The following is a 20,178-nucleotide window of genomic DNA, read 5'->3' as shown; positions in this document are numbered from 1 at the left end:
CCAGCGCAAGCTGGGGTCCAGTGCCTTTTGCGCATCGATAACGACGCTGAATCCCAGTCTTGATGGGATGACGGCAAAGAAACCAAACCCGGATACCGAATGTTTTTTCGCAACCTCACGCTGTTCCGCTTTTCCCCCGCCGTTGCCGAAGACCTGAAGCGCCTGGACGAGGCGTTGCCCGAGCATCGCCTGCGTCCCTGCGGTCCCCTGGAAATGGGTACGAAGGGCTTTGTGCCGCCCGTGGGTCGAGGCGAAGAGGCAGCGCTGACCCACGTGGTCAACGCCTGCACCATGGTGACCGTGGGCAGCGAGGACAAGCTGCTGCCAAGCTCGGTGGTAAACGACGAACTTCATCGCCGTGTGCAGAAGATCGCCGAAGAAGAGGACCGTAAGGTGGGTGGGCGCGAGCGCAAGCGCATCAAGGAGGACGTGCTCAACGACTTGGTCCCGCGTGCCTTTATCCGCAGTTCGCGCATGAAGTCCTATGTCGACAGGAAGCACGGCTGGCTGGTGCTGGATACCTCCAGTCGCAAATCGGCTGAGAATGCGTTGACCCAGATCCGCGAAGCGCTGGGCAGCTTCCCCGCCGTGCCGCTGGCACCGGAAGAAGGTCCGCGCGTGCTCATGACCGACTGGCTCGCCAACGGTAACCCGCCGGCGGGCCTGACCCTGGGTGACGAGGTGGAGCTGCGCGACCCCGCCAGCGCTACGGGTGCCATCGCCAAATGCCGTCGCCAGGACCTGGACAGCGAGGAAGTGAAGGAGCACCTGCGCAACGGCAAGCAGGTATTCCAGCTTGGTCTCATTTTCGATGAGCGCATGAGCTTTGTGCTGGGCGAAGACTTGATCGTGCGCAAGCTGAAGTTCCTCGACGTGGTCCTGGACGAGATGGGCGACAGCCACCAGGACGCCGCCGCCGAGGCCGACGCCAGCTTTGCCCTGCTTACGCTGGAGCTGGAACGCCTGCTGGGCAAGCTGGAAGAATGGTTTGGCCTGCCGCGCCCGGCCGAAGGTTAAGCTGACCCGGCTTCAATCCTCCTGCTGCCCTTAATGGGGGCGGCAGGAGGGGCTAAGTTGTTCTGTCTAATGGATTTTTGCCCTCCGGTCCAGCTGGGAGCCTCTCGCGGTCGACAGGCCAGTCATGGACCCGTCTTGCGAAGCCTGCATGCTTCCCCCACATCAGCTAAGGGAAACTAACGGCCTGGACGCCGGGTAGCAGCAGGGCAGGCGGGACATGACGCAGCATCTTGAAGGCGATTGGCTGGAACTGGCGACCGCAAGCGGCAGTACGATCCGCGTGCTCAAGGCCGCGCATCCGCGCGCGCGTCGCTTGCGTCTTACCGTGACGCCCAAGGGTGCACGTTTGTCGTATCCGCATGGCACGCATCCAGCGCAGGTGTCGGCGTTCCTTCGTCATCACGCCGACTGGCTCGAGCGCAAGCTCGATGAGCTGCATCTCATCGTCAAGCCGCTGCCGCCATTGCGCGTGGGCGTGCCCACCGAGTTTCCCTTGCGCGGCGAAACTGTGCAGCTGGATTGGGCGGAGGGTCCGTATCCGCGTGTCGAGGTGGGCGAAGGCACGCTCACCCTGGTGATTCCACGCCCGCACACGCGCGCCGTGCCGGTGGCGCGTGGTTTGCTCGCCTCCTTCTTCGAAGCCCAAATGCGTCGTGACGTGGCGCGCTGGCTCGCCGGCTACGTGCCGCAACTCGGTCTCGCGCCGACGGCCTTGCGCATCCGCGCCATGAAAAGCCTGTGGGGTAGCCTGGACACGCGCGATCGCATCAATCTCGATCTCGCCCTCGCACTCGCACCACCCGCCGCACTCCGCTATGTGCTCGCCCATGAACTGTGCCACCTGAAAGTGCGCAGCCATGCGCCGCGTTTCTGGGCGCAGGTGGAAGGCATCTTTCCGGACTGGCGCGAGCAGCGCGACTGGCTGCGCCTCAATGGCGCGTGGCTGAAGACCGAGCTCGATCGCCTGATTGCCGACGTCGCCGACTGACACCAGGGCAGCCGGCGTCAATAGATCAGGCGTACGCCCAATTGCGTCTGCGTATCGGCATAGCGGGTCGGCAGTCCCAGTGAGCGCAGTGCCGAGCGCGAGCCCTCGATGTGCAGGATTTCACCGGTGAAGCGCAGCCATGAGCGTGGCCGCCAGTTGATCGCGGCCGTTAGCGCATTGCCACTTTCGCCCAAGCCCAGCGGGGACGAGTTCAGGTCTTCGCCGGTGCTGAAATGATCGAGGCGTAGGGCAGGCCGCCAGGCGCCACGATTCCATCCGGCCAGCAGGAACGCGGAACGAAAACGCGTCGTGCGGTTGACGCCGGGCGTGGGGTCGATTTCCGTGCTGCCGTCCATCGCCTGCGCTATCCACGTCACCGGGCCGGTATCGGTGCGCGCACCGGCACTCCAGAATGCGGTGCGCCACGCGAAGACATCAGGCGAACCCTCGTAGTCCGTATGCGCGGCCGGATCGGCGCGATTGTCGTAGCGCATCAGGGTCAGCTGCCCGAGATCGGTCGAGCGCCAGGTCAGGCTGGCATACCAGCCCCAGCGACCATCGATCTCCTCGAACGGGTTGTAGCGCGGGTGATCGGGATCGCCGAACGCGCGCACGAAGGCAGCGGGTTCGCGCAGGGTGCTGCCCAGGCCATAGGTCAGGTCGCTCAACGACCAGCCGCGAACGGCCAGCAAGGTTCCGGCGGGATCGTTGCCCTTGAACAGCGAGCCGGCGGCTTCGATGGTGTTGCTGTTGCCACGCCATTCGAGCTGCCCCTGCACGCCTTTCGCGCGCAGTTCCTCACCGACCCAGCTGTTGATGGCCGACGGTGTAAGCGTCCACGGACTGGTCCAGCCGATGGCATCGTTCTCCAGCGAGATCGGCGGCATGAACGCGCCGGCCTTGACCGACCAGCGCCAGGCGCTGCTGGAGACGGGCCGATAACGCACGTAGGCCTCGACGACGTCGAGGGTGTGGCGATCGGTGCTTTGATACTGCACGTCGGCATAGGCGAGCCACGCGGGCGTCACCTGCGCCAGGCCGATCAGCGCCGCACCGCCGAAGCGGGGTTCGGTGTCGCCGCCGCCGAAACGGGCTTTACCGAAACCGCCCTGCGTCCAGCTCGTTTGATCGGGCGCCGCAACGAGGCGTCCATCGATATAGGCGTGGAGGCTGAAGTCCTGCGCCACGGCCATGCGACTCATCGACAGCGCGAGCAGGCAGGCACAGCCCACCGCCTGCCTCATTGCGTGGCTCCCACCTCAAAGCCGATGGCGTAATGCTCAAAACTTTCGGTGTCGAGTGCCGGAGCGAGAAAATGTCCCTGCGCATGATCGCAGCCGATCTTGGTGAGATAGGCCAGGGCCGCGGCATCCTCGACGCCCTCGGCCGTCACCCCATAGCCGAGGCGGTGCGCGAGTTCCACGATGGAGCGCACGATCATCCGGTCGTCGGCATGCGTGGCCAGTCCCTGCACGAACATCTTGTCGATCTTCAACTCATGCACCGGCAGCTTTCGGAGATAGGCCAGCGATGACTGGCCAACACCAAAGTCATCGACCGCGATTCGCAAGCCTAGATCGGCAAGCTCGCGCAGGACTTGAATGGCGATGACCGGCTCGCCGATCACCGCGCTTTCAGTGATCTCAAGTCGCAGATGTTCGACCTTCACCCGATGCAAGGCGAGCAGGTGGGCGACGCGGCGCGGCAGCTCGAGGTCGTGCAGATCACGCGCGGACAGGTTGACCGCGATATGCCAGTTCAGTCCCTGCGACGACCAACGCTGCAGTTGCGAGATGGCGGTCGTCAGCACCCAGCGCGTCACGCGATGGATGTTGCCGGTTTCCTCGGCCAGCGTAATGAAGGCATCCGGTGGAACGAAGCCGAGCTTGGGGTGCTGCCAGCGGATCAGCGCCTCGGCGCCATCGATGGCCTGCTCGCGCAGGCTCAACTTCGGCTGATAGTGCAACACCACGTCGTTGCGCTCGATCGCATCGCGCAGGTCACCCATCAGCGACAGGCGTTCGGGACGATGCGGATCGCTGGCGGCATCGTAGAAGGCCACCGCTTGCGGTACCCGCAAGGCCGCAAACAGGGCGATCTCGGCCCGTTGCAGCAGCTCGCTTGCGGCCTTGGCGTGGTCCGGATGCATGGCAATGCCCACGGCCGGCACGGTGTCGATCGAAACGTCGGGCTCCTGATACGGCTTGTTCAACACCTCGAGCAGGTGCAGCGACAGGGCGATGGCCTCGGCCCGGCCCGCACGCGGTAGCCAGATCAGAAAGGCGGTATCGGAAGCGCGCGCGGCGAAGCCTGAGGTGGCCGTTTGCCGGATGCGCTCGGCGGCATCGCGCATGAGCCGTTCACTCAGCGCATGCCCCACGGTCTTGATGATCTCGGGGATGCGGGTCAGGCCCACCATCAACAGCGCGCCTTGGTTGTGCTCGTGCAGACTGCGCTGGATGAAGGCTTCGGCGGCGGTGCGGTTGGGCAGTTCGGTGGTGGCGTCGTGCAGGGACTGAAAGCGGATGCGGTCCTCGCGCTGACGAATGGACTGGGTCATGGTGGAGAAGGCGGTGGCCAGCTGCCCCAGTTCGTCCTTGCGTTCGGCTGCCGCGGGCGCGCTGTAGTCGCCCTGCTCGATACGCCGCACCGATGCCGCCAGTGCTTCGATCGGCCGCGAGACGCCACGGGCAATCAGCCAGGCACCCAACAGACCGAGCACCAGGCCCAGTGCGAGCAAACCGAGCCAGGTCGAGACGACCGAATGGTAGGGACGCAGCGCATCATCCAGCGAATAGCCGATCACGGCCTGGATGGGGGCGCTCTCCTGCAGCCCGCTCAAGGGACGCGCCAGCACCAGATACTCGTGCCCGCCGACCTTCTCGAGGACGGGTTGGGGTGACAGCGACGACAGGCCGCCCATCAGGTCGACGCGAGAATCGCTGCGGGCGACCACATCCCATCGCGATGCCTGCGTCCGCGCCACCAGTTCGATGTCCTTGGGCAGCGCCGAGAGATGCTGCATGCGAGCTAGGAAGGCATCGTCGACCGGAATGCCGGCGCCGACCAGGGCGACCGGCTGCGGCGCGTAAATCGGCACCACCACCATCCAGTAGGCCTTGCCGTCCAAGGCCACCACCGCCGCCGTGCGCTGGCTGAACGCACGGTCGATCAGGTCCGGAAAGGGAAAGCGCTGCAGCGAGGACGATCCCCCCAGCGTGTCCACCTGAATGGTTCCGTCCAGTCCCATCATCAGCATGCGCGTCGCACCCACGCGCCGACCGTGATTGCGCAATACGGAGAACACCGTGTCCTTGTCATGCTGCGCGATGGCGGCGCGAAGCGCGTAGTCGAGCGCGAGGATCTGCACGCTTTCGGCCACCCGCGTGGAAATGTCGTCCAGCTGATCGACGAAGGTGTCTGCCGATGCCGTGAGCTGGCGCTTACCCTCGGCGACCAGCTGACGATGGGTGACCTCGGAAACCAGAACGGCGGTCAGCGCCTGCACGGCCACGATCGTCGTCACGACGAACAAGGCCAGCCGCATGCGGAATCCGATGGTGGCCATGGGTGTCGGTCAATACCCCAGGTGTTCGCGATCGATCTGCATGCGCGGATCGGGGAGCAAGGACACGGTCAGCGTGATGAGGTCTGGGGTCGACTTCCCATCGATATGGACGGCGCGGACGATGTCCGGTCGCCCGGGGTGCAATTGCGGATGCCATAGATGCAGCGTGTATGGACCGGTCGAGAGATGTGGCAGCGTGATCTGACCGTTGGTTCCCGACACGGCGATGTTCTGCGCATCGGACACGTACAAATACGTAATCATGTGATCGTGGATATTGCAGCCGACCGCGGCGATCCCGATCTGCTCCAGGGTCAGCGGAGGCGAGCTCTCGCCGGGTCGCAACACGAACTCGAACGACTTGATCGGCGAGAACGAATAGACATGATGGCGGGTCGTATCGCTGTTGCGGAAGACGGTCATGTCGCCAGGGCGGAATACCTGGACGTAGGGAAGAAACGTTTCGTTCTTCTGGTTGATGATCCGGGTCGCCGAGGCCGGACGCTCAGTCGAGGACAGCGTAGCCGCGTCCCGCGTCGAGGCATCGGGCGTCAAGGTGACTACGGCATCGCTGACGGGCTTGCCTTCGCCATCGATCACCTTCACGGTCAGGTCGCTCGCTGCAGCCGGCCACGCGAGCGGCAGCACGAAAGCCATGACTATCATGCGTAGCCAACGCATCGATATTCCCCTGGAGTCCCCGCCGGCTAGCCTACAGCACCTGAGCGGCTTCGCAACCACGGGGGCATGGCCCCACGTCAGTTATCGGGCGGCTGGCGTCGGGGCATCTGCGACCGGCGCTGCATGGGGCGCCGCCGATGGTGCGTGTGGGTAGTCGAGGCGCCAACCATGGGCGCCGCCATGATCACGGCAGCAAGGACCATGATCATTGCGGACGGGTGTTCATGCTCAGTGCGATAGTGCAAACGCGGTCAGGATACGCGCCGTCTCTTCCGGCTTCTCCAGGATCGGCATGTGATTGCAGCCGGTCAGCACGCTGGTGCTGATGGCGCTGGCGTTCTTGAGGCCGTTGCGCAAGCTGTCGAGAGCGGAGATATCGACGATCTTGTCGTCATGGCACCACAGCCCCAGCACCGGCATGGTCAGCCGGTCGAGGCGATTCTGCACGGACAGATACTGCGATGGATCGCGCAATTCGTTGAGCGTGTGCTCGAAAAAGGCGCGGTCGGCCTGGTTGCGCCGGACCAGCACATCGACGAAGCGGCCCGGCAAGGAAGGCGGGTTGACGAAGGCCAGCGCGGAAGCGCGCTCGAAGCCCGCGCGGTCGTCAAACACGAACGGATCCTTGCCGGCCAACACCTGGCGCGAGAGGTCGTTCTCGTTGGTCTTGAGGCCAAAGGAGCTCAGCAAGGCCATTTCCGCCACGTGTTCCGGGTGTTCGGCGGCGTAGACGCCAGCGATGGCACCGCCCATGGAATGGCCGACCAGCACGAAACGCGGCAGATGCAGCGCATCGACAAAGGCCTGAAGGCGTGCGGCCTGGGCGTCGATGTTGTAGCTGGCGCCGTCGACGCGACTGGACTCGCCCCAGCCCGGCAGATCCGGTGCGATCACGTGGAAATGCGGCGTCAACAGCTCGGCCTGCTTCAGCCACACTTCCTTGCTGGCAGCGAAACCGTGCAGCAGCAACAGCGTGGGGCCCTGGCCGCCTTCGAAGTACACCCAGTTGGTATCGCCAACCTGTATCGAGTGCTCCTCGACATGCGCCGACATGGCCTGCCGCTTGATCTCGGCTTTCATCAGCCATTGCGGCGCGAACAGGTAGGAGCCGCCCAGCACCACGGCCAGCAGCACAGCGACAAAACCGAGGAACTTCAGGCGGCGCAGTGCCAGTCGCTGCCACAAGGGACGCGTGGCAGCCGGAGCCTTGAGCGGGGTAGGAGACGTCATGTGGCTTGCTCGATAAGCGGAGGGATGGCGCGACAATCGATGGCGTCGCCCGCCTCCTTTTGCAAGGAGGCGGGCGCGGTGCTTACTTCTCGCTCTTGTCGCCCTTCTTGGCCTTGGCGAACACCGCTTCCACCGCCTGCTGGGTCATCGGGTGATAACCCGACTTGGCCTTGGCATAGACCTGCTCGGCATAGGCGAGACCTTCCGGCGTCTTGGCGAAGGCCTTGTATAGCGGCATGGTGAGGTACAGGCGGCCGATGCGGCTCATATGCTCGGCGGCGGCGCTCCACACGTCCTTGTCGCCGGCGGCAATGGCGTGGGTATACCAGCGCATGCCGATCTCGGCGTTGGGCGTGCCCGTGAGGTGCCAGGCGGCATCGAGCTGCTTGAGCTTGTCCAGCGGCGCCACGTCCGGCATGCCGTCGAGGAAGTACATCCACTCCTGTGTATTCCAGCCCTTGGCGTCGAGCTTGTCGGCGCTCCGCGTGCCGGCGAGGAAGGCGCTGCGCTCCTTGTCGATCGCATCGAAGCGTGCCGATGTCGGCAGCGGTGCGTTCTTCGGAGTACCCGGATCGTAGACCCAGGCCTTCACTTCGTCCCAACTCATCTTTCCCGGGTTCTTGTCGAACAGATTGGCCTTCAGGTACTCCAGCATCTGCTCGGTGGTGATGCTCTGGAAGGCGAAGTGATTGAAATATCCCTTCAGGTATTCGTCGAAGGTCTCGCGGCCGAAGCGCTGCTCCAGCGTGCGCAGGAACCATGAGCCCTTGTCGTAGGGCACTTCGGAAAGCGAATCGTCGGCGCCGATGCCGCGCGGTTCCGGTGCCAGGCGCTGCGAATTCACCGGCATGGCGCCGATGGTCTTCTGCAGGTTGCGGGCCGACAGCAGGGCTTCTTCATCCGCCAGGGTCTTGCCGTAGACGGCCTCGGTGATGCGGCCCTGCACGTAGGTGGTGAAGCCTTCGTTGAGCCAGATGTCGCGCCAGGCGGCGCTGGTCACCAGGTTGCCCGACCACGAGTGGGCCAGCTCATGCGAGATCACCGAGACCAGACTCTTGTCGCCCACCAGCAAGGTCGGCGTGGCGAACGTCATGTTGGGATTTTCCATGCCGCCGTATGGAAACGACGGCGGCAGCACCAGCAGGTCGTAGCGGCCCCAGGCGTACGGACCGTATAGCTTCTCGGCGGCCGCGATGAGCTTTTCGGTGTCCTCGAATTCCTTGGCAGCCTTGCCGACCACGCTGGGCTCGGCATACACGGCCGAGCGCGGGCCGGTTTCCTTGGCCGCGATATCACCGGCAGCGATGGCCAGCAGGTAGGAGGGAATCGGGTGCGGCTGGTTGAACGTGAAGTTGCCGTCGAGCGGATGCTTGGCATCGTTGATCGCGCTCATCACCACGCGCACATCCTTCGGTGCGGTCACGTTCGCGGTATAGGTGAAGCGGACCGCCGGCGTGTCCTGCAGCGGCACCCACGAGCGGGCGTGGATGGATTCGGACTGCGAGAACATGAAGGGCAGCTTCTTGTCCGCCGTCTGCTCCGGCGTCAACCACTGCAGGCCCGAGGCGGTCGGCACGGTGGAGTAGACGATGCGCACCTTGGCCGGCTGTTGCGGTGTGGCGATGGTGAGCTTGCTGCCCAGCTCCTTGTCACGCGGTGCCAGGGCGAACTTCAGCGCGTTGGCATGGCCCTGGGCATCGATGCCTTCGATGCTGGCGATCTTCAGGTCGCGCGTGTCCAACACCAGCGAGGTGGCCTTCGGGTTCTTCCAGTCCAGCGTCAGCGTGGCCTTGCCGTCCAGCTGCTTCTGCGGGAAGTCGATCTTCAGATCCAGATCCAGATGGGTCACGCGGACCTGGTCGGGCTGGGCGAAGGAATGCGGGTCGGCGGCGAAGGCGCTCAGCGGCAGCACGAGGGCACCGAAGGCAAGGGCATGGAACGGGCGCATCGGGGAGACTCCATCAGCAGGAACGCCGAGTATGCCATCGACGATGTGATGGCCGCCGGGGCCGATGGTCACCCTGGGACGCGCTGACGGCCTCTCACCGTCCCCCTAAGAAGGGTATACACGCCTCCTCATCGTCATCTCAGCTTTCGCTGGGATGACGCCGTATTTGCATCACCCTCTCGGAACCACCGTGAGTAACCTCAGTGCGTCGTACTAGCCCCCGCCGGCGCCGGACGCTGCAGCGAGCTGATGTAGTCGCGCACCTCCTGCTTGGACACTGAGCCGCGGTGGGTCGTGTCGATCTGGTCGAAATGTGCCTTGATGAAAGGCACCTTCTCGGCCTCTTTCCGGGTCAGCAGGCCATCATGGTTCTTGTCGGCAATGTCGAAGTTCTTCATGAGATTTTGTGCCGTGTTGGCAATGCCGCCGTAACCCGATTGGGCATGACTGGCCGCCACGGCAAACAACATGGCAAGCAGGGCGACGGCTAGACGGGTGCGATGCATGGCGATCCTCTCCGGCAACGGGTGGGGCCGAGTATCGCATCGGGGTCGTGAGCGGTTTGTGCCCGCTCGTCTCCGCCAGTCCGGCAGGGGCGAGCGGGCAGGTTGGCGTCAGGCGGCGCCAAGCTCCAGCGCTTCCGTCAGGTCGCCTGGTGGCGGACCACCCGCGGCCACCATGGCCTGCTCGCGCAGGGTCAGACCGGGCAGCTTTTCCAGGCCGAAGCGGCGGGTGAGGAAGCGTGCGATCGAGCCGGTGTCGTAGATGGTGTGGTCGACGTGGCCCTTCTTCGCAAACGGCGACACGATGATGGCGGGGATGCGCGAGCCTGGTCCCCAACGATCGCCCTTGGGTGGCGCCACGTGATCCCACCAGCCACCGTTTTCGTCGACGGTGATAACCACCAGCAGGTGCTTCCACGCCGCTGATTTCTGCAATGCATCGACAATGTGCATGATGTGGCGATCGCCCGCATCCACGTCTGAATAACCGGCGTGCATGTTCAGATCGCCCTGCGGCTTGTAGAAGCTCACCGCCGGCAGGCGACCCGCTTTGATATCCGCGATGAAGCGATTATTTGGCGCCGTTTCGCCAACACCGCCGTCGCGCAGGTGCTGCGCGCGCGCCGCGGTGCCGGGGGCAAGACTCTTGAAGTAGTTCAGCGGCTGGTGGTGGATCTGGAAGTTTGGGCGCTGCGGAAACTGGTGCTGGTCGCCATCGCCCTTGCCATCGAGCGCCAGCTGCCAGGCACCGCCGTACCAGGCCCAGTCGACACCGGCCGCGGAGAGCACGTCGCCAATGTGCTTGTGCGTCTGCGGCGGCACCGTATTGGGGCTGTCCGGATCGGCCAGCGCCGGGTTGCTGCCCGATTCCGTGGCGCTGGGCGCGTAGGGCGGCATCATCGTATTGACGGCCCAGAAGTCGGGTGTCAACTGGCTGCGCGAGGCGAATCGAGGCGTGCCCTCCATCGCGCTGGCCGGCGAGTCGCTCGCCAGCTTCAAACGGGTGTCGGTCGGTTCGCCGCTTTCCGTTTTTGCGATATTGAAACGTGCCGGGCTTTGGTCGGCTTGCGGGTAGTACGGCGGTTGCGCTGCCACCAGGTACTGGTGGTTGAGGAATGAACCGCCAAAGGCACCCATGAAGAAGTTGTCGCACAAGGTGAACTGGCGCGCGAGTTGCCACAGGCGCAGGTTGGCCGCGCTGTCTTCGTAGTGGCCCATGACCATGGCGCCGGTATCACCCCAGGCGACGAAGCCGTCGTTCTTGCCGCCGTTGATCTGCAGCTGGTTGTTGTAGAAGCTATGCACCAGATCGCGCGTGACCACGCCGTGCGGCAACGGCTTGCCGTTGCCGGTGCGCAGTGCCCAGGGTGCGTTCGGCAGGCCGACCAGGTCTTCCTGCTTCACTTCGTAGCGGTGGTGATTCACCGTCTGCGCGTGCGGCACCATGCCATGCCAGATAGGGGGCAAGGTCTTCAGGATCGAGCCATCGCGATCACGCTGCAGATAGTCCTCGGGCTTCAGCGCGCTGAGCGGCTTTTCCACGCCGGGGAAGTTCGCGAACAGATTATTGAAGCTGCGATTTTCCGCGTAGATCACCACGACCTGCTGAATATGTTCGCGCAGGGCGGCATCGAGCGCGCCAGGCGTGCTATCGGCGACCGATGTGCCTGCTTGCGCGCTGCCCTGATAGCCGCCGATCGCCAACGCGGCACCCGTCACCGCCATGCCGCCCAAGAGGCGGCGGCGGGACGGGTCGATGGGTTCTTCGGGCGTGGTATTCGGTGGTATCTGCTTGGTCACGGCGCCGCGTCGTCGTAGAAGCGGGACAGGTCGGTCTTGGTCTGCTCCAGCGACTTCTGGTCCAGGTAGATCATGTGACCCGAGGGATAGAAGCCGTACGAGATGTTCTTCAGCTGCGCAGGTTCGAGACCCAGGTGGGTGAGGTCGAACTCGGTGGCGTAGAACGGCGTGGCAAGGTCGTAGTAGCCGTTGGCCGAGAACACCTTGAGGTGCGGGTTGCGGCGCATGGCGTCGCCCAGATCGCTGCCCACGTAAGTGGCCTGGGTCCAGCCGCCGCTGTTCTTGCGCTTCCAGTCCCAGCTCTTGCCGACCACGGCGTAATTGTTGGGCAGGTAAGAGCGGTCCTCGGTGAACTTCAGTTCGTTGGCGGCGTACTGGTTGAACATGGCGACATACGCACCCGTGACGGCGTCGCTGGCCGTGTCGCCGTCCGGCGTCTCGCCGGCAGCATCCGGATCGATGCCCACAAAACGGCCGTCCAGACGTCCCGCCGTGCGGCGGTCGTCACGCATCAGCTCCTTGCGGAAACGGCTGGGGCCGATGCGCAGGTTCGCGTCCTTGATGTACTGCGGCGACAGGCCGAGATACTTGCTCATCTGGACGGCCACGCGGTCGCGCTCGGTCGGATCGATGGCATCGCCCTTGGCCAGGGCCAGGGTGTAATCGCCCGAGGCAAAGCGGCGCACCTCGGCCAGGAACGTGCCGATATCGGCCGGCTTGTTCGGCACCTTGTTGTGATACCAGGCGATCGCTGCTTCGGTCGGCAGGTTCACGATATAGCCGTGATCGATGCCGGGCGCGGCGACGGTGAAGTCGAGAATCGACGACATCAGCACGATGCCGTTGAGCTCCATGCCCTTTTCCTGCAGCGTCTTCGCCAGCACGGCGGAGCGGGTGGTGCCGTAGCTTTCGCCGAACAGGAACTTGGACGAGTTCCAGCGGTTGTTCTGGCTTACGTAGCGGCTGACGAACTGGGTGAAGGCCGCGGCATCCTGGTCGACGCCGTAGAAGTCCTTGCCCTCGGCCTTGCCCACCAGCTGCGAATATCCCGTGCCCGGTGCATCGATAAAGACCAGGTCGGTCTTGTCGAGCAGGCTCTGCTCGTTCGGCACGGTGTGGTAGGGCGCCGGCGGCACCGGCTTGTCGCCATCGTTGGCCACACGCACGGGACCGAACGAACCCATGTGCAGCCACATCGACGATGAACCCGGGCCGCCGTTGTAGAAGAACGTCAGCGGACGCTTGCCGCTCTTGCCGCCGTCCACCGTATAGGCGACATAGAAGAAGCTCACTGTCGGCTTGCCCTTGTCGTCGCGGATCAACATGGTGCCGGCGGTGGCTTTGTAGTCAATCGTGCGACCGTTGATGCGCACGCTGTGCTTGGTCACCACCGAGCGTTCGGGCGGGACAGGCAGCTCATCGGACGCAGTCTTATCCGCCTTGTCCTGGTCTTTCTTGTCGGCCTGCGCCTTGGGCGCATCCTTGGTGTCGTTCTCGGCTGCATGCAGCGGCGAATAGCCCCATGCCAGCATGGTGGCGAGGGCGAGTGAAGTGAGTGCGTAGTGGCGCATGGGGGTCGTCTCCGGTACGTCGCAGATCAAAGGTGGGTGGTGTTGTCGTAGTAGCGGGACAGATCGCCCTTGAGCTGCTTCAACGCCTCGGTATTGAGGTAAATCATGTGGCCCGAGGGGTAGTACACGAAGTGCAGGTTGCCGCGCAGGGACGGCTCCAGATTCATGTGCGCCAGGTCGTACTCGGTAATGAAGAACGGCGTGGCGAAGTCGTAATAGCCGTTGACTGACAGCACCTGCAGGTTGGGGTTGGTACGCATCGCATGCGCCAGATCACCGGCCACATACGCGGTGGGCAGCGGACGCTTGATGCCGGCGGCCTGATGTTTCCAGTCCCAGTCCTTGCCGATGTCGCTGAAGGTCGGGCGATACTCGAGATCGCTGTGGTAGTTCAGTTGGCTGGTGACATAGTCGTGGAAGGCGGTGACGAACGCGCCGCTGATGCCGGCATCGGACGCATCGTAGTCCGGCGTCTCGCCGGCGGCGTCTTCATCCACGCCCTCGAAGCGCGCGTCGTAGCGGCCCAGCGTGCGGCGTTCGTTGCGCAGCAGCTCCTTGCGGAAGCGCGATGGCTCCACGCGCAGGTTTGCGTCCTTGATGTAGCTCGCCGGCATGCCGGTATAGCTGGCCAGCTTCTGAGCCACGGCGTCCGCCTCGGCCGACGACAGATCCTGGCCCTTGGCGAGTGCCGTGGCATACGGCCCGCGCGCAAACGCGCGCACCTCGTCGAGGTAAGCCTTCAGGTCAGCCGGCTTGTTGGCGAGCTTGTTGTGATACCAGGCGGCGGCCGCGTAGCTGGGCACGTAGCCGACATACATCTCGTCATAGCCGGGGATGCGCACACCGTAGTTGAGGATCGAGGACATCAGGATCACGCCGTTGAACGACATGCCCTTGTCCTGCAACGCATCGACCAGGGCCGCGGAACGCGTGGTGCCGTAGCTTTCGCCGTAGAGGAACTTGGGCGAGTTCCAGCGGTTGTTGACCGTGACGTAGCGCTGGATCGCGCGCGAGAACGCCGAGATGTCCTGGTCGACGCCCCAGAAGTCCTTGCCCTCGGCCTTGCCGACGGGGCGCGAATAACCGGCGCCGACCGCATCGATAAAGACCAGGTCGGTCTTGTCGAGCAGGCTGTCGTTGTTCGGCACCAGCTTGTACGGCGCGGGCGCGGTCGCCTCAGGGGCGGCCGTCTCGATGCGCACCGGCGCGAACGAGCCCATATGCAGCCACATGCTGGAAGAACCCGGGCCGCCGTTGTAGAGGAAGGTCACCGGCCGCTTTTCCGCTTTGCCATTATCGACCGTGTAGGCCACGTAGAAGACGCTGGCCTGCGGCTGACCCTTCTCGTCGCGGATGATCAGGTTGCCGGCGGTGGCCGTATAGGCGATCGAATGCCCGTTGATGCTCACGCTGTGCTTGGTGCGCACCGCGCTTTCGGTGGTCGGCGCCTGGACGTCTTCATCCTTGGCGGCGGCGGCCTTGTCGGTGGGGGCGTCTTTGGCCAGGAGGGCGGTACAGGGTGACAACACCAGACTGCCGCTCAGCAGCAGGTAGAACAGACGGCGCATGCGAACTCCCAGGCAACGATTGGATCGATGTAATGTTTCTGGAGTATGCGCATCGCGGCGCGTGTGCGACCGTGACAAAAGTACTGGGTGAGCACGCGACCATGGTCGCAAGTTCCAGGGCGTGCCCGCTCTTTATTGTTGTAGGAGCGCACCCTGTGCGCGATCACGGCGTTGCCGCTACGTAGGCTTTTCACTCGGGCCATCCTTGGCCCTCGCCCTGCGGGCAGCTGGCGCTGTGCAAAGCGGCAATCCTGCCGCTTTGTCACTCGGGCCATCCTTGGCCCTCGCCCTGCGGGCAGCTGGCGCTGTGCAAAGCGGCAGTCCTGCCGCATTGTCACTCGGGCCATCCTTGGCCCTCGCCCTGCGGGCAGCTGGCGCTGTGCAAATCGGCAGTCCTGCCGCTTTGTCACTCGGGCCATCCTTGGCCCTCGCCCTGCGGGCAGCTGGCGCTGTGCAAATCGGCAGTCCTGCCGCTTTGTCGCGCACAGGGTGCGCTCCTACAACGGCGATAGGAAACGGGTGCCTAGTCTTCGAGTAGCGAGCGGCCGGCGTTCCACATGGTGCGCGTCAGTGGTCGGTTCTCGTGTGGCGTCTGCAGCACCACCAGGGTGGTGGTGCTGATGCTCGCGTGGATCTTCAGCAGCCGGTCGAGCACGGTTTCCAGGTGTGCGATGGACATGGCCACCACGCGCAGCAGGGCCGAGTCCTCACCGGCCAGGCGGCGACAGTCGAGCACTTCGGGGATGTCTGCCACCAGGGTGCCTACCCGAGCGCAGATGCCGCCGTCGCAGCGCAGCCGGATCATCGCGTCGATCTCGTAACCCAGCTTGCGCGGGTTCACCACGGCACGATAACCGGCAATGACGCCCGCTTCCTCCAGGCGCCTGACGCGCTCGGCCACGGCAGGGGCGGAGAGGCGCACCTTGCGTCCCAGTTCCGCATAGCCGAGGCGCGCATCCTGCTGCAGGGCCTCCAGCAGTTGCCAATCCGTTACATCCCAAATCGGTTTCGATTCAAAGGTAAGTACGTTCATTGGACACTTCGTTCGTTGGCGAAACATCCGCATCGTACGCTGATCCATCATTCAAGCGTACCCGCCCTCCGACTTACGATTTGCACGCTTTCCCACGGAACCTCCCCCATGCAAACCCCGGAACGCCTCGACGGGCGCGCCCTTGTCTATATCGGCATTGCCCTGCTCACCTGGTCGTCGGCCTATGCCGCGATCGCCTACTCGCTGGCCTCGTTCACCCCTGGCGAAGTGGCCTTGGCGCGCCTGGCCATCGGTTCGCTGTGTTTCGCCGTGCTGTTGCTGGTGAAGAAAGTGCCGCTGCCGGCCCGGCGCGACTGGCCGCAGCTGACTCTGCTCGGTGTGATCGGCCTGACTGTCTATCATCTGTGCCTCAACACGGCCGAAACCCGGGTCGCCAGCGGCACCGCGGCGATTCTGATTTCGCTGGTGCCGGCGGCCACGGCGGCACTGTCGGCGATCTGGTTGCGCGAGCGCCTATCGCCCCGCACCCTGATCGGACTGGGCGTGGCCCTGGTCGGTGTCGTGATGGTGGTGCTGGCCAGCGGCAAGGACGTGAAGTTCGAACCGATGGCGGCGTTGGTGCTGGTCAGCGTGCTGGCGTGTGCGATCTTCTTCGTGGGGCAGAAGCCGTTGTTCGCACGCAACAGCATGCTGGGCGTCACGGGCTTCACCTTCTTTGCCGGCATGCTGGGCGCGCTGCCATTCGGCCTGGGTTTGCCGCATGCCTTGGCCGCGGCGCCGGCCTCGCATATCTGGGCGCTGGTGTGGCTCGGTATCGCGCCCACGTTCATCGGTTACGTCGCGTGGAACGCGGCGCTGCATCGAGCTTCCGCTTCGCAGGTCAGCAGCTTCATCTATTTCTCGCCGCCGATCGCGGTGCTGATCGGCTGGGTATGGCTGGGCGAACGCCCGGGCTGGCTGACCTTGGTCGGCGGCATGGTTACGGTCGGTGGCGTGGTGCTTGCCAATGCCCGTCGCCGTGCGCCATCGTCCGCCGCACCGGTGGCCACGACCCCCGTCAAACAACACTGAGGCGCCATGACCAAGTCGACGATCGCTCTCTATATCGCCAACAAGAATTACTCATCGTGGTCGTTGCGCCCTTGGGTATTGCTGAGCGAGCTTGGCCTTCCGTTTGAAGAGCGCCAGGTGGCCTTCGCGGCAGGTTCCAACTGGAGCAGCTTTCGCAGCTTCTCGCCGACGGGGCGCGTACCCTGCCTGCACGATGGCGATACCGTGGTGTGGGAATCGCTGGCCATCGCCGAATACCTCGCCGAGCGTCATCCACAGGTTTGGCCGTCCGACACCGCCGCCCGCACCTGGGCGCGTTGTGCCTCGGCGGAAATGCATTCCGGCTTCGCCACGCTGCGCGACCAGTGCGGCATGAATTGCGGCATTCGCGTGCGCCTGCGTGACATCGGGCCGGCCCTGCAGGCGGATATCGACCGTATCAACGAGTTATGGACCGAAGGCTTGGCACGCTTCGGCGGCCCCTTCCTCGCGGGCAAGGCGTTTACCGCGGTTGATGCGTTCTTTGCGCCGGTCGCGTATCGCGTCCAGACCTACGGCATCGCGCTTGATCGGCCCGCAACGGAGTATGCGCAACGGCTGCTGGCGCTACCGTCCATGCGTCGCTGGTACGACGCCGCACTCACCGAAACCTGGCGCGACCAGGCGCACGAGGAGGAGACGCTGCACTACGGCGATGTCGTGGACGACCTGCGTCAAGCGTAGATCGCGAGGGATAGCGCCTCAGACCGTGGCGGCTACAACGTCGCCGCGCCGGCGTGCCTGCCAGCGGCCCAGGGCGACCAGCACCAGCCCCACGGCGATAAAGGCCAGTAGTACAAAACAGGCGTCCATCACTACCTGGACATAACCCAGCGTTTTGACGTCAAGAAATGGGTACGGATACCAGCCATCAACCGAGCCTCGCAGCAGCACGTAAAGGAAATACGCCGCGGGGTAACTCTGCCAGATCAGCACCTGAGTCCAGCGCAGCTCTCGTTTCGAGACAGCCAGCCACCAGTAGATGAGGTACAGCACGGGCATCACGTCGTGCACGATCACGTCGGCCAATAGCTGCCAGCCCTCGGGGTGCCACAGTCCGCGCAGCATCACGTTGTAGATCAGGCCTACGATGGTGATGCTCATGGCCAAGGCCGTTTGAACACCAGGGCGCACGAAGAACCGCGTGACCGCACCGCGCGGCCCCATGGCGGCCGCAGTCAGGCTGGTGGCCACCAGCAGATTGCTGAGAATCGTATAGAAGCCAAGGAACAGCCACGCGCCCGCGAGAAAGCCACCGGCCAGTCGAATGGACATCCATAACTGCAACGCCAGCGCGAACCAGCCGAGCAGGGCGCCAATGGTGGCAAGCGGACGATAGGGTTGCGGCATGGCTGGACTCAGCGATGGGTCGATGGCATGTCGACACTATGCCATTGCGCAGCGCATCAGCGGTGACAGCGCCGATAACGGGGTTGTCGCAAAGCATTGCTCAGGTCCAAAGCGTCGGTTTGGCCACCATGAGCCAAAAGATGCCCAGCACCGCCAGAAACGCCGGCCAGCCAAGCGCGAACCATAGGTTCATCAACCGCGAGCAGGCCGGCGGCAATGGTTGGCCGGCGATCAGTGCTCCCGCAGCGAGGTTGCGCACGCGCATCTGCAGGTAAACCACGGGCAGCCAGCAGAGGCCCGTCAGCAGATAGAGAGCGATGGCCAGCTGCAGCCATGGCGTGCTCCAGGGAAATCCCATGAGCCGTGCCAGGAGCACGCCGGTGATGGGCTGGATAAGGACGGCCGGGGTGGTGAACAGCCAGTCGGCGCGTACGGTTAGCCGAGACGCTGCCGCGATGGCAGCAAGGTTGCCGCTGCGCCAGGTGAACCACATGAAGAACGCGGTACCCAGGCCGGTGCCGAACAACAGCGTGGAGGACAGAATATGCGCGAACTTCAACAGCGCGTAAGCGCTCATCGCTTCTCCTCTATCGCCATCAGCACAATGAGCGCCGCCATGAGAGGCAGGTTTTTCAGCAGCCCCCCGAATGGGTCGAGCCAGTGCGCCGGCCACAGCGTTCCGATGCCGATCGTGTAGCCGATCAGCATCAGCAACATGCCGGCTAGCACCCAACCAGAGCGCCACCGAAGCAGGCATAGCGCACCGAGCAACAGATCCAGCGTCGCCGTGCCGCGCGCCAGCATCAGCGCAGTGGCGGCAGAGGGCAGACCGTTCGGCGCCGCATCGGCCACCGCTTCCGGTGGCAGCAGCCAGCCGACGACACCAGAGCCAAGCCACAACAGGGCCACGCTTACGCGCAGCAGAGGCAAGGCGAAGTAAAGCCTCGCATGCCAACGATCCTGTACGTGGCTGGGCGCCTCGGCCAGTGCATGCTCCAGGGTGCGAGGTGTCAGGTTGAGTCGCGTGTGCAAGTGTTCGAGCGCGTCGGGCCGCCCAAGATTGCCGCGTTCAAGCATGCCCTGCATGGTCGAGCCGAGCGGACCAACGCCGAGCCATTCGCCAAGCCGACTGATCACCTTGACGCATGCCGTGGGCACCGCCCATATCTTGGCCATGGGCAAGCCGAGCCAGCGGCGCCAGCACTGCAGATAGTCATCGAGGCCCATCGCCCGCGGGCCCACCAGCTCCAGCGTCTCGCTTTCCTGCGGTGGATCTTCGAGCGCAGCTACCACGGCCAGGCCGACGTCCTCGGCGGCCATCGGTTGTATGCAAGGTCGCAGTGCGGCGCGAGGTACCACCGTCAGCCAAGGTAGCGCTGCCATCGCGCGCAGCAGGGAGGTGCCACCATACGAACCGCGGGCGCTGTAGACCACCGATGGGCGCAAGATCGTAGCAATGAGCGGCAGGCTGAGAAGTTGTTCGTCGCCGCGATGTTTGCTGGCAATGAAGGCGCCATCCCTCACGTTCCCCAAGGCTGAGATCTGGACCACCCTGCGCACGCCAGCTTTCACGCAGGCCAGATACAAGGCCTGCGGTGCCTGTACATGGACGGCCTCGAAACTGTCGGCGGCTCGTTCACGCAGGATACCGGCGCAATTCACGACGGCATCGACATCCTCCAAGCGAGGAAGCCAGGCCGCTGGCGTGGTGTCGCGCGCCATGTCGCAGGCGACGGCCTTCAATCCGGGGAAGCGGGTGTCAAGTCGGGCGCCGCGTACGGCACAAGTGACGTCGTGACCGGCGGTCACCAAGGCCGCGACGATGTGCGAGCCGATGAAACCGTAGGCTCCGGTGACCAGCACGCGCATGC

General features: G+C 64.4%; 17 protein-coding genes. 4 read left to right on the top strand and 13 right to left on the bottom strand.

Annotation, left to right across the window (positions count from 1 at the left end; genetic code table 11):
• Positions 1 to 99: 99 nt before the first annotated feature.
• A complete protein-coding gene (locus ACT01B_RS21010; protein ID WP_445145143.1) occupies positions 100 to 1,017 on the top strand; it encodes a recombination-associated protein RdgC in 918 nt (305 codons plus the stop codon).
• A gap of 217 nt (positions 1,018 to 1,234) precedes the next feature.
• On the top strand, positions 1,235 to 2,005 hold the full coding sequence (locus ACT01B_RS21005) for a M48 family metallopeptidase (protein ID WP_445145142.1): 771 nt from the start codon (positions 1,235 to 1,237) through the stop codon (positions 2,003 to 2,005).
• 17 nt (positions 2,006 to 2,022) lie between these two features.
• Here ACT01B_RS21005 and ACT01B_RS21000 read toward each other — a convergent pair whose 3' ends face one another.
• The 10 genes from ACT01B_RS21000 to ACT01B_RS20955 form a co-directional block, all read right to left on the bottom strand.
• Positions 2,023 to 3,249, bottom strand: coding sequence for a hypothetical protein (locus tag ACT01B_RS21000; RefSeq protein ID WP_445145141.1), 1,227 nt, complete (start codon positions 3,247 to 3,249; stop codon positions 2,023 to 2,025).
• The gene (locus tag ACT01B_RS20995; protein ID WP_445145140.1) at positions 3,246 to 5,573 is read right to left on the bottom strand and encodes a putative bifunctional diguanylate cyclase/phosphodiesterase; all 2,328 of its coding nucleotides are present in this window, start codon (positions 5,571 to 5,573) and stop codon (positions 3,246 to 3,248) included. Before ACT01B_RS20995 ends, ACT01B_RS21000 begins: the two co-directional genes overlap by 4 nt.
• A 9-nt stretch (positions 5,574 to 5,582) precedes the next feature.
• On the bottom strand, positions 5,583 to 6,230 hold the full coding sequence (locus ACT01B_RS20990; RefSeq protein ID WP_445145139.1) for a methylamine utilization protein: 648 nt from the start codon (positions 6,228 to 6,230) through the stop codon (positions 5,583 to 5,585).
• Positions 6,231 to 6,482: 252 nt separating this feature from the next.
• Complete coding sequence (locus ACT01B_RS20985) at positions 6,483 to 7,484, bottom strand: alpha/beta fold hydrolase (protein ID WP_445145138.1); 1,002 nt, start codon at positions 7,482 to 7,484, stop codon at positions 6,483 to 6,485.
• An 82-nt stretch (positions 7,485 to 7,566) separates the two neighbouring features.
• The gene (locus ACT01B_RS20980; RefSeq protein ID WP_445145137.1) at positions 7,567 to 9,432 is read right to left on the bottom strand and encodes a M1 family metallopeptidase; all 1,866 of its coding nucleotides are present in this window, start codon (positions 9,430 to 9,432) and stop codon (positions 7,567 to 7,569) included.
• A gap of 200 nt (positions 9,433 to 9,632) precedes the next feature.
• Positions 9,633 to 9,938: an EF-hand domain-containing protein gene (locus ACT01B_RS20975; RefSeq protein WP_445145136.1), complete on the bottom strand. Its 306-nt coding sequence runs from the start codon at positions 9,936 to 9,938 to the stop codon at positions 9,633 to 9,635.
• Positions 9,939 to 10,046: 108 nt separating this feature from the next.
• The gene (gene acpA / locus ACT01B_RS20970; RefSeq protein WP_445145135.1) at positions 10,047 to 11,735 is read right to left on the bottom strand and encodes an acid phosphatase; all 1,689 of its coding nucleotides are present in this window, start codon (positions 11,733 to 11,735) and stop codon (positions 10,047 to 10,049) included.
• The gene (locus ACT01B_RS20965; protein ID WP_445145134.1) at positions 11,732 to 13,306 is read right to left on the bottom strand and encodes a S10 family peptidase; all 1,575 of its coding nucleotides are present in this window, start codon (positions 13,304 to 13,306) and stop codon (positions 11,732 to 11,734) included. The genes acpA and ACT01B_RS20965 overlap by 4 nt, the downstream gene beginning before the upstream one ends.
• Positions 13,307 to 13,332: 26 nt before the next feature.
• Positions 13,333 to 14,874, bottom strand: a complete 1,542-nt coding sequence (locus ACT01B_RS20960; protein ID WP_445145133.1) for a S10 family peptidase — start codon at positions 14,872 to 14,874, stop codon at positions 13,333 to 13,335.
• 523 nt (positions 14,875 to 15,397) lie between these two features.
• A complete protein-coding gene (locus ACT01B_RS20955; RefSeq protein ID WP_445145132.1) occupies positions 15,398 to 15,907 on the bottom strand; it encodes an Lrp/AsnC family transcriptional regulator in 510 nt (169 codons plus the stop codon).
• Between the two features lie 108 nt (positions 15,908 to 16,015).
• On the opposite strand from ACT01B_RS20955, the gene ACT01B_RS20950 reads away from it, so the two are divergent.
• Positions 16,016 to 16,939 (top strand): DMT family transporter, encoded by a 924-nt coding sequence (locus ACT01B_RS20950; protein ID WP_445145131.1) that lies wholly within the window; start codon positions 16,016 to 16,018, stop codon positions 16,937 to 16,939.
• Positions 16,940 to 16,945: 6 nt separating this feature from the next.
• Positions 16,946 to 17,641, top strand: coding sequence for a glutathione S-transferase family protein (locus ACT01B_RS20945; protein ID WP_445145130.1), 696 nt, complete (start codon positions 16,946 to 16,948; stop codon positions 17,639 to 17,641).
• A gap of 18 nt (positions 17,642 to 17,659) precedes the next feature.
• Here ACT01B_RS20945 and ACT01B_RS20940 read toward each other — a convergent pair whose 3' ends face one another.
• From ACT01B_RS20940 to ACT01B_RS20930, 3 genes are all read right to left on the bottom strand, one after another.
• A complete protein-coding gene (locus tag ACT01B_RS20940) occupies positions 17,660 to 18,307 on the bottom strand; it encodes a Pr6Pr family membrane protein (protein ID WP_445145129.1) in 648 nt (215 codons plus the stop codon).
• Positions 18,308 to 18,407: 100 nt separating this feature from the next.
• Positions 18,408 to 18,884: a DUF2269 family protein gene (locus ACT01B_RS20935; protein ID WP_445145128.1), complete on the bottom strand. Its 477-nt coding sequence runs from the start codon at positions 18,882 to 18,884 to the stop codon at positions 18,408 to 18,410.
• A complete protein-coding gene (locus tag ACT01B_RS20930; RefSeq protein ID WP_445145127.1) occupies positions 18,881 to 20,176 on the bottom strand; it encodes an NAD(P)H-binding protein in 1,296 nt (431 codons plus the stop codon). The genes ACT01B_RS20935 and ACT01B_RS20930 overlap by 4 nt, the downstream gene beginning before the upstream one ends.
• Positions 20,177 to 20,178 lie beyond the last annotated feature (2 nt).

The organism is Dyella sp. Tek66A03 (assembly GCF_052567735.1).
The sequence above is the reverse complement of the archived record's forward strand: the minus strand, read 5'-3'. Positions and strand labels throughout refer to the sequence as shown.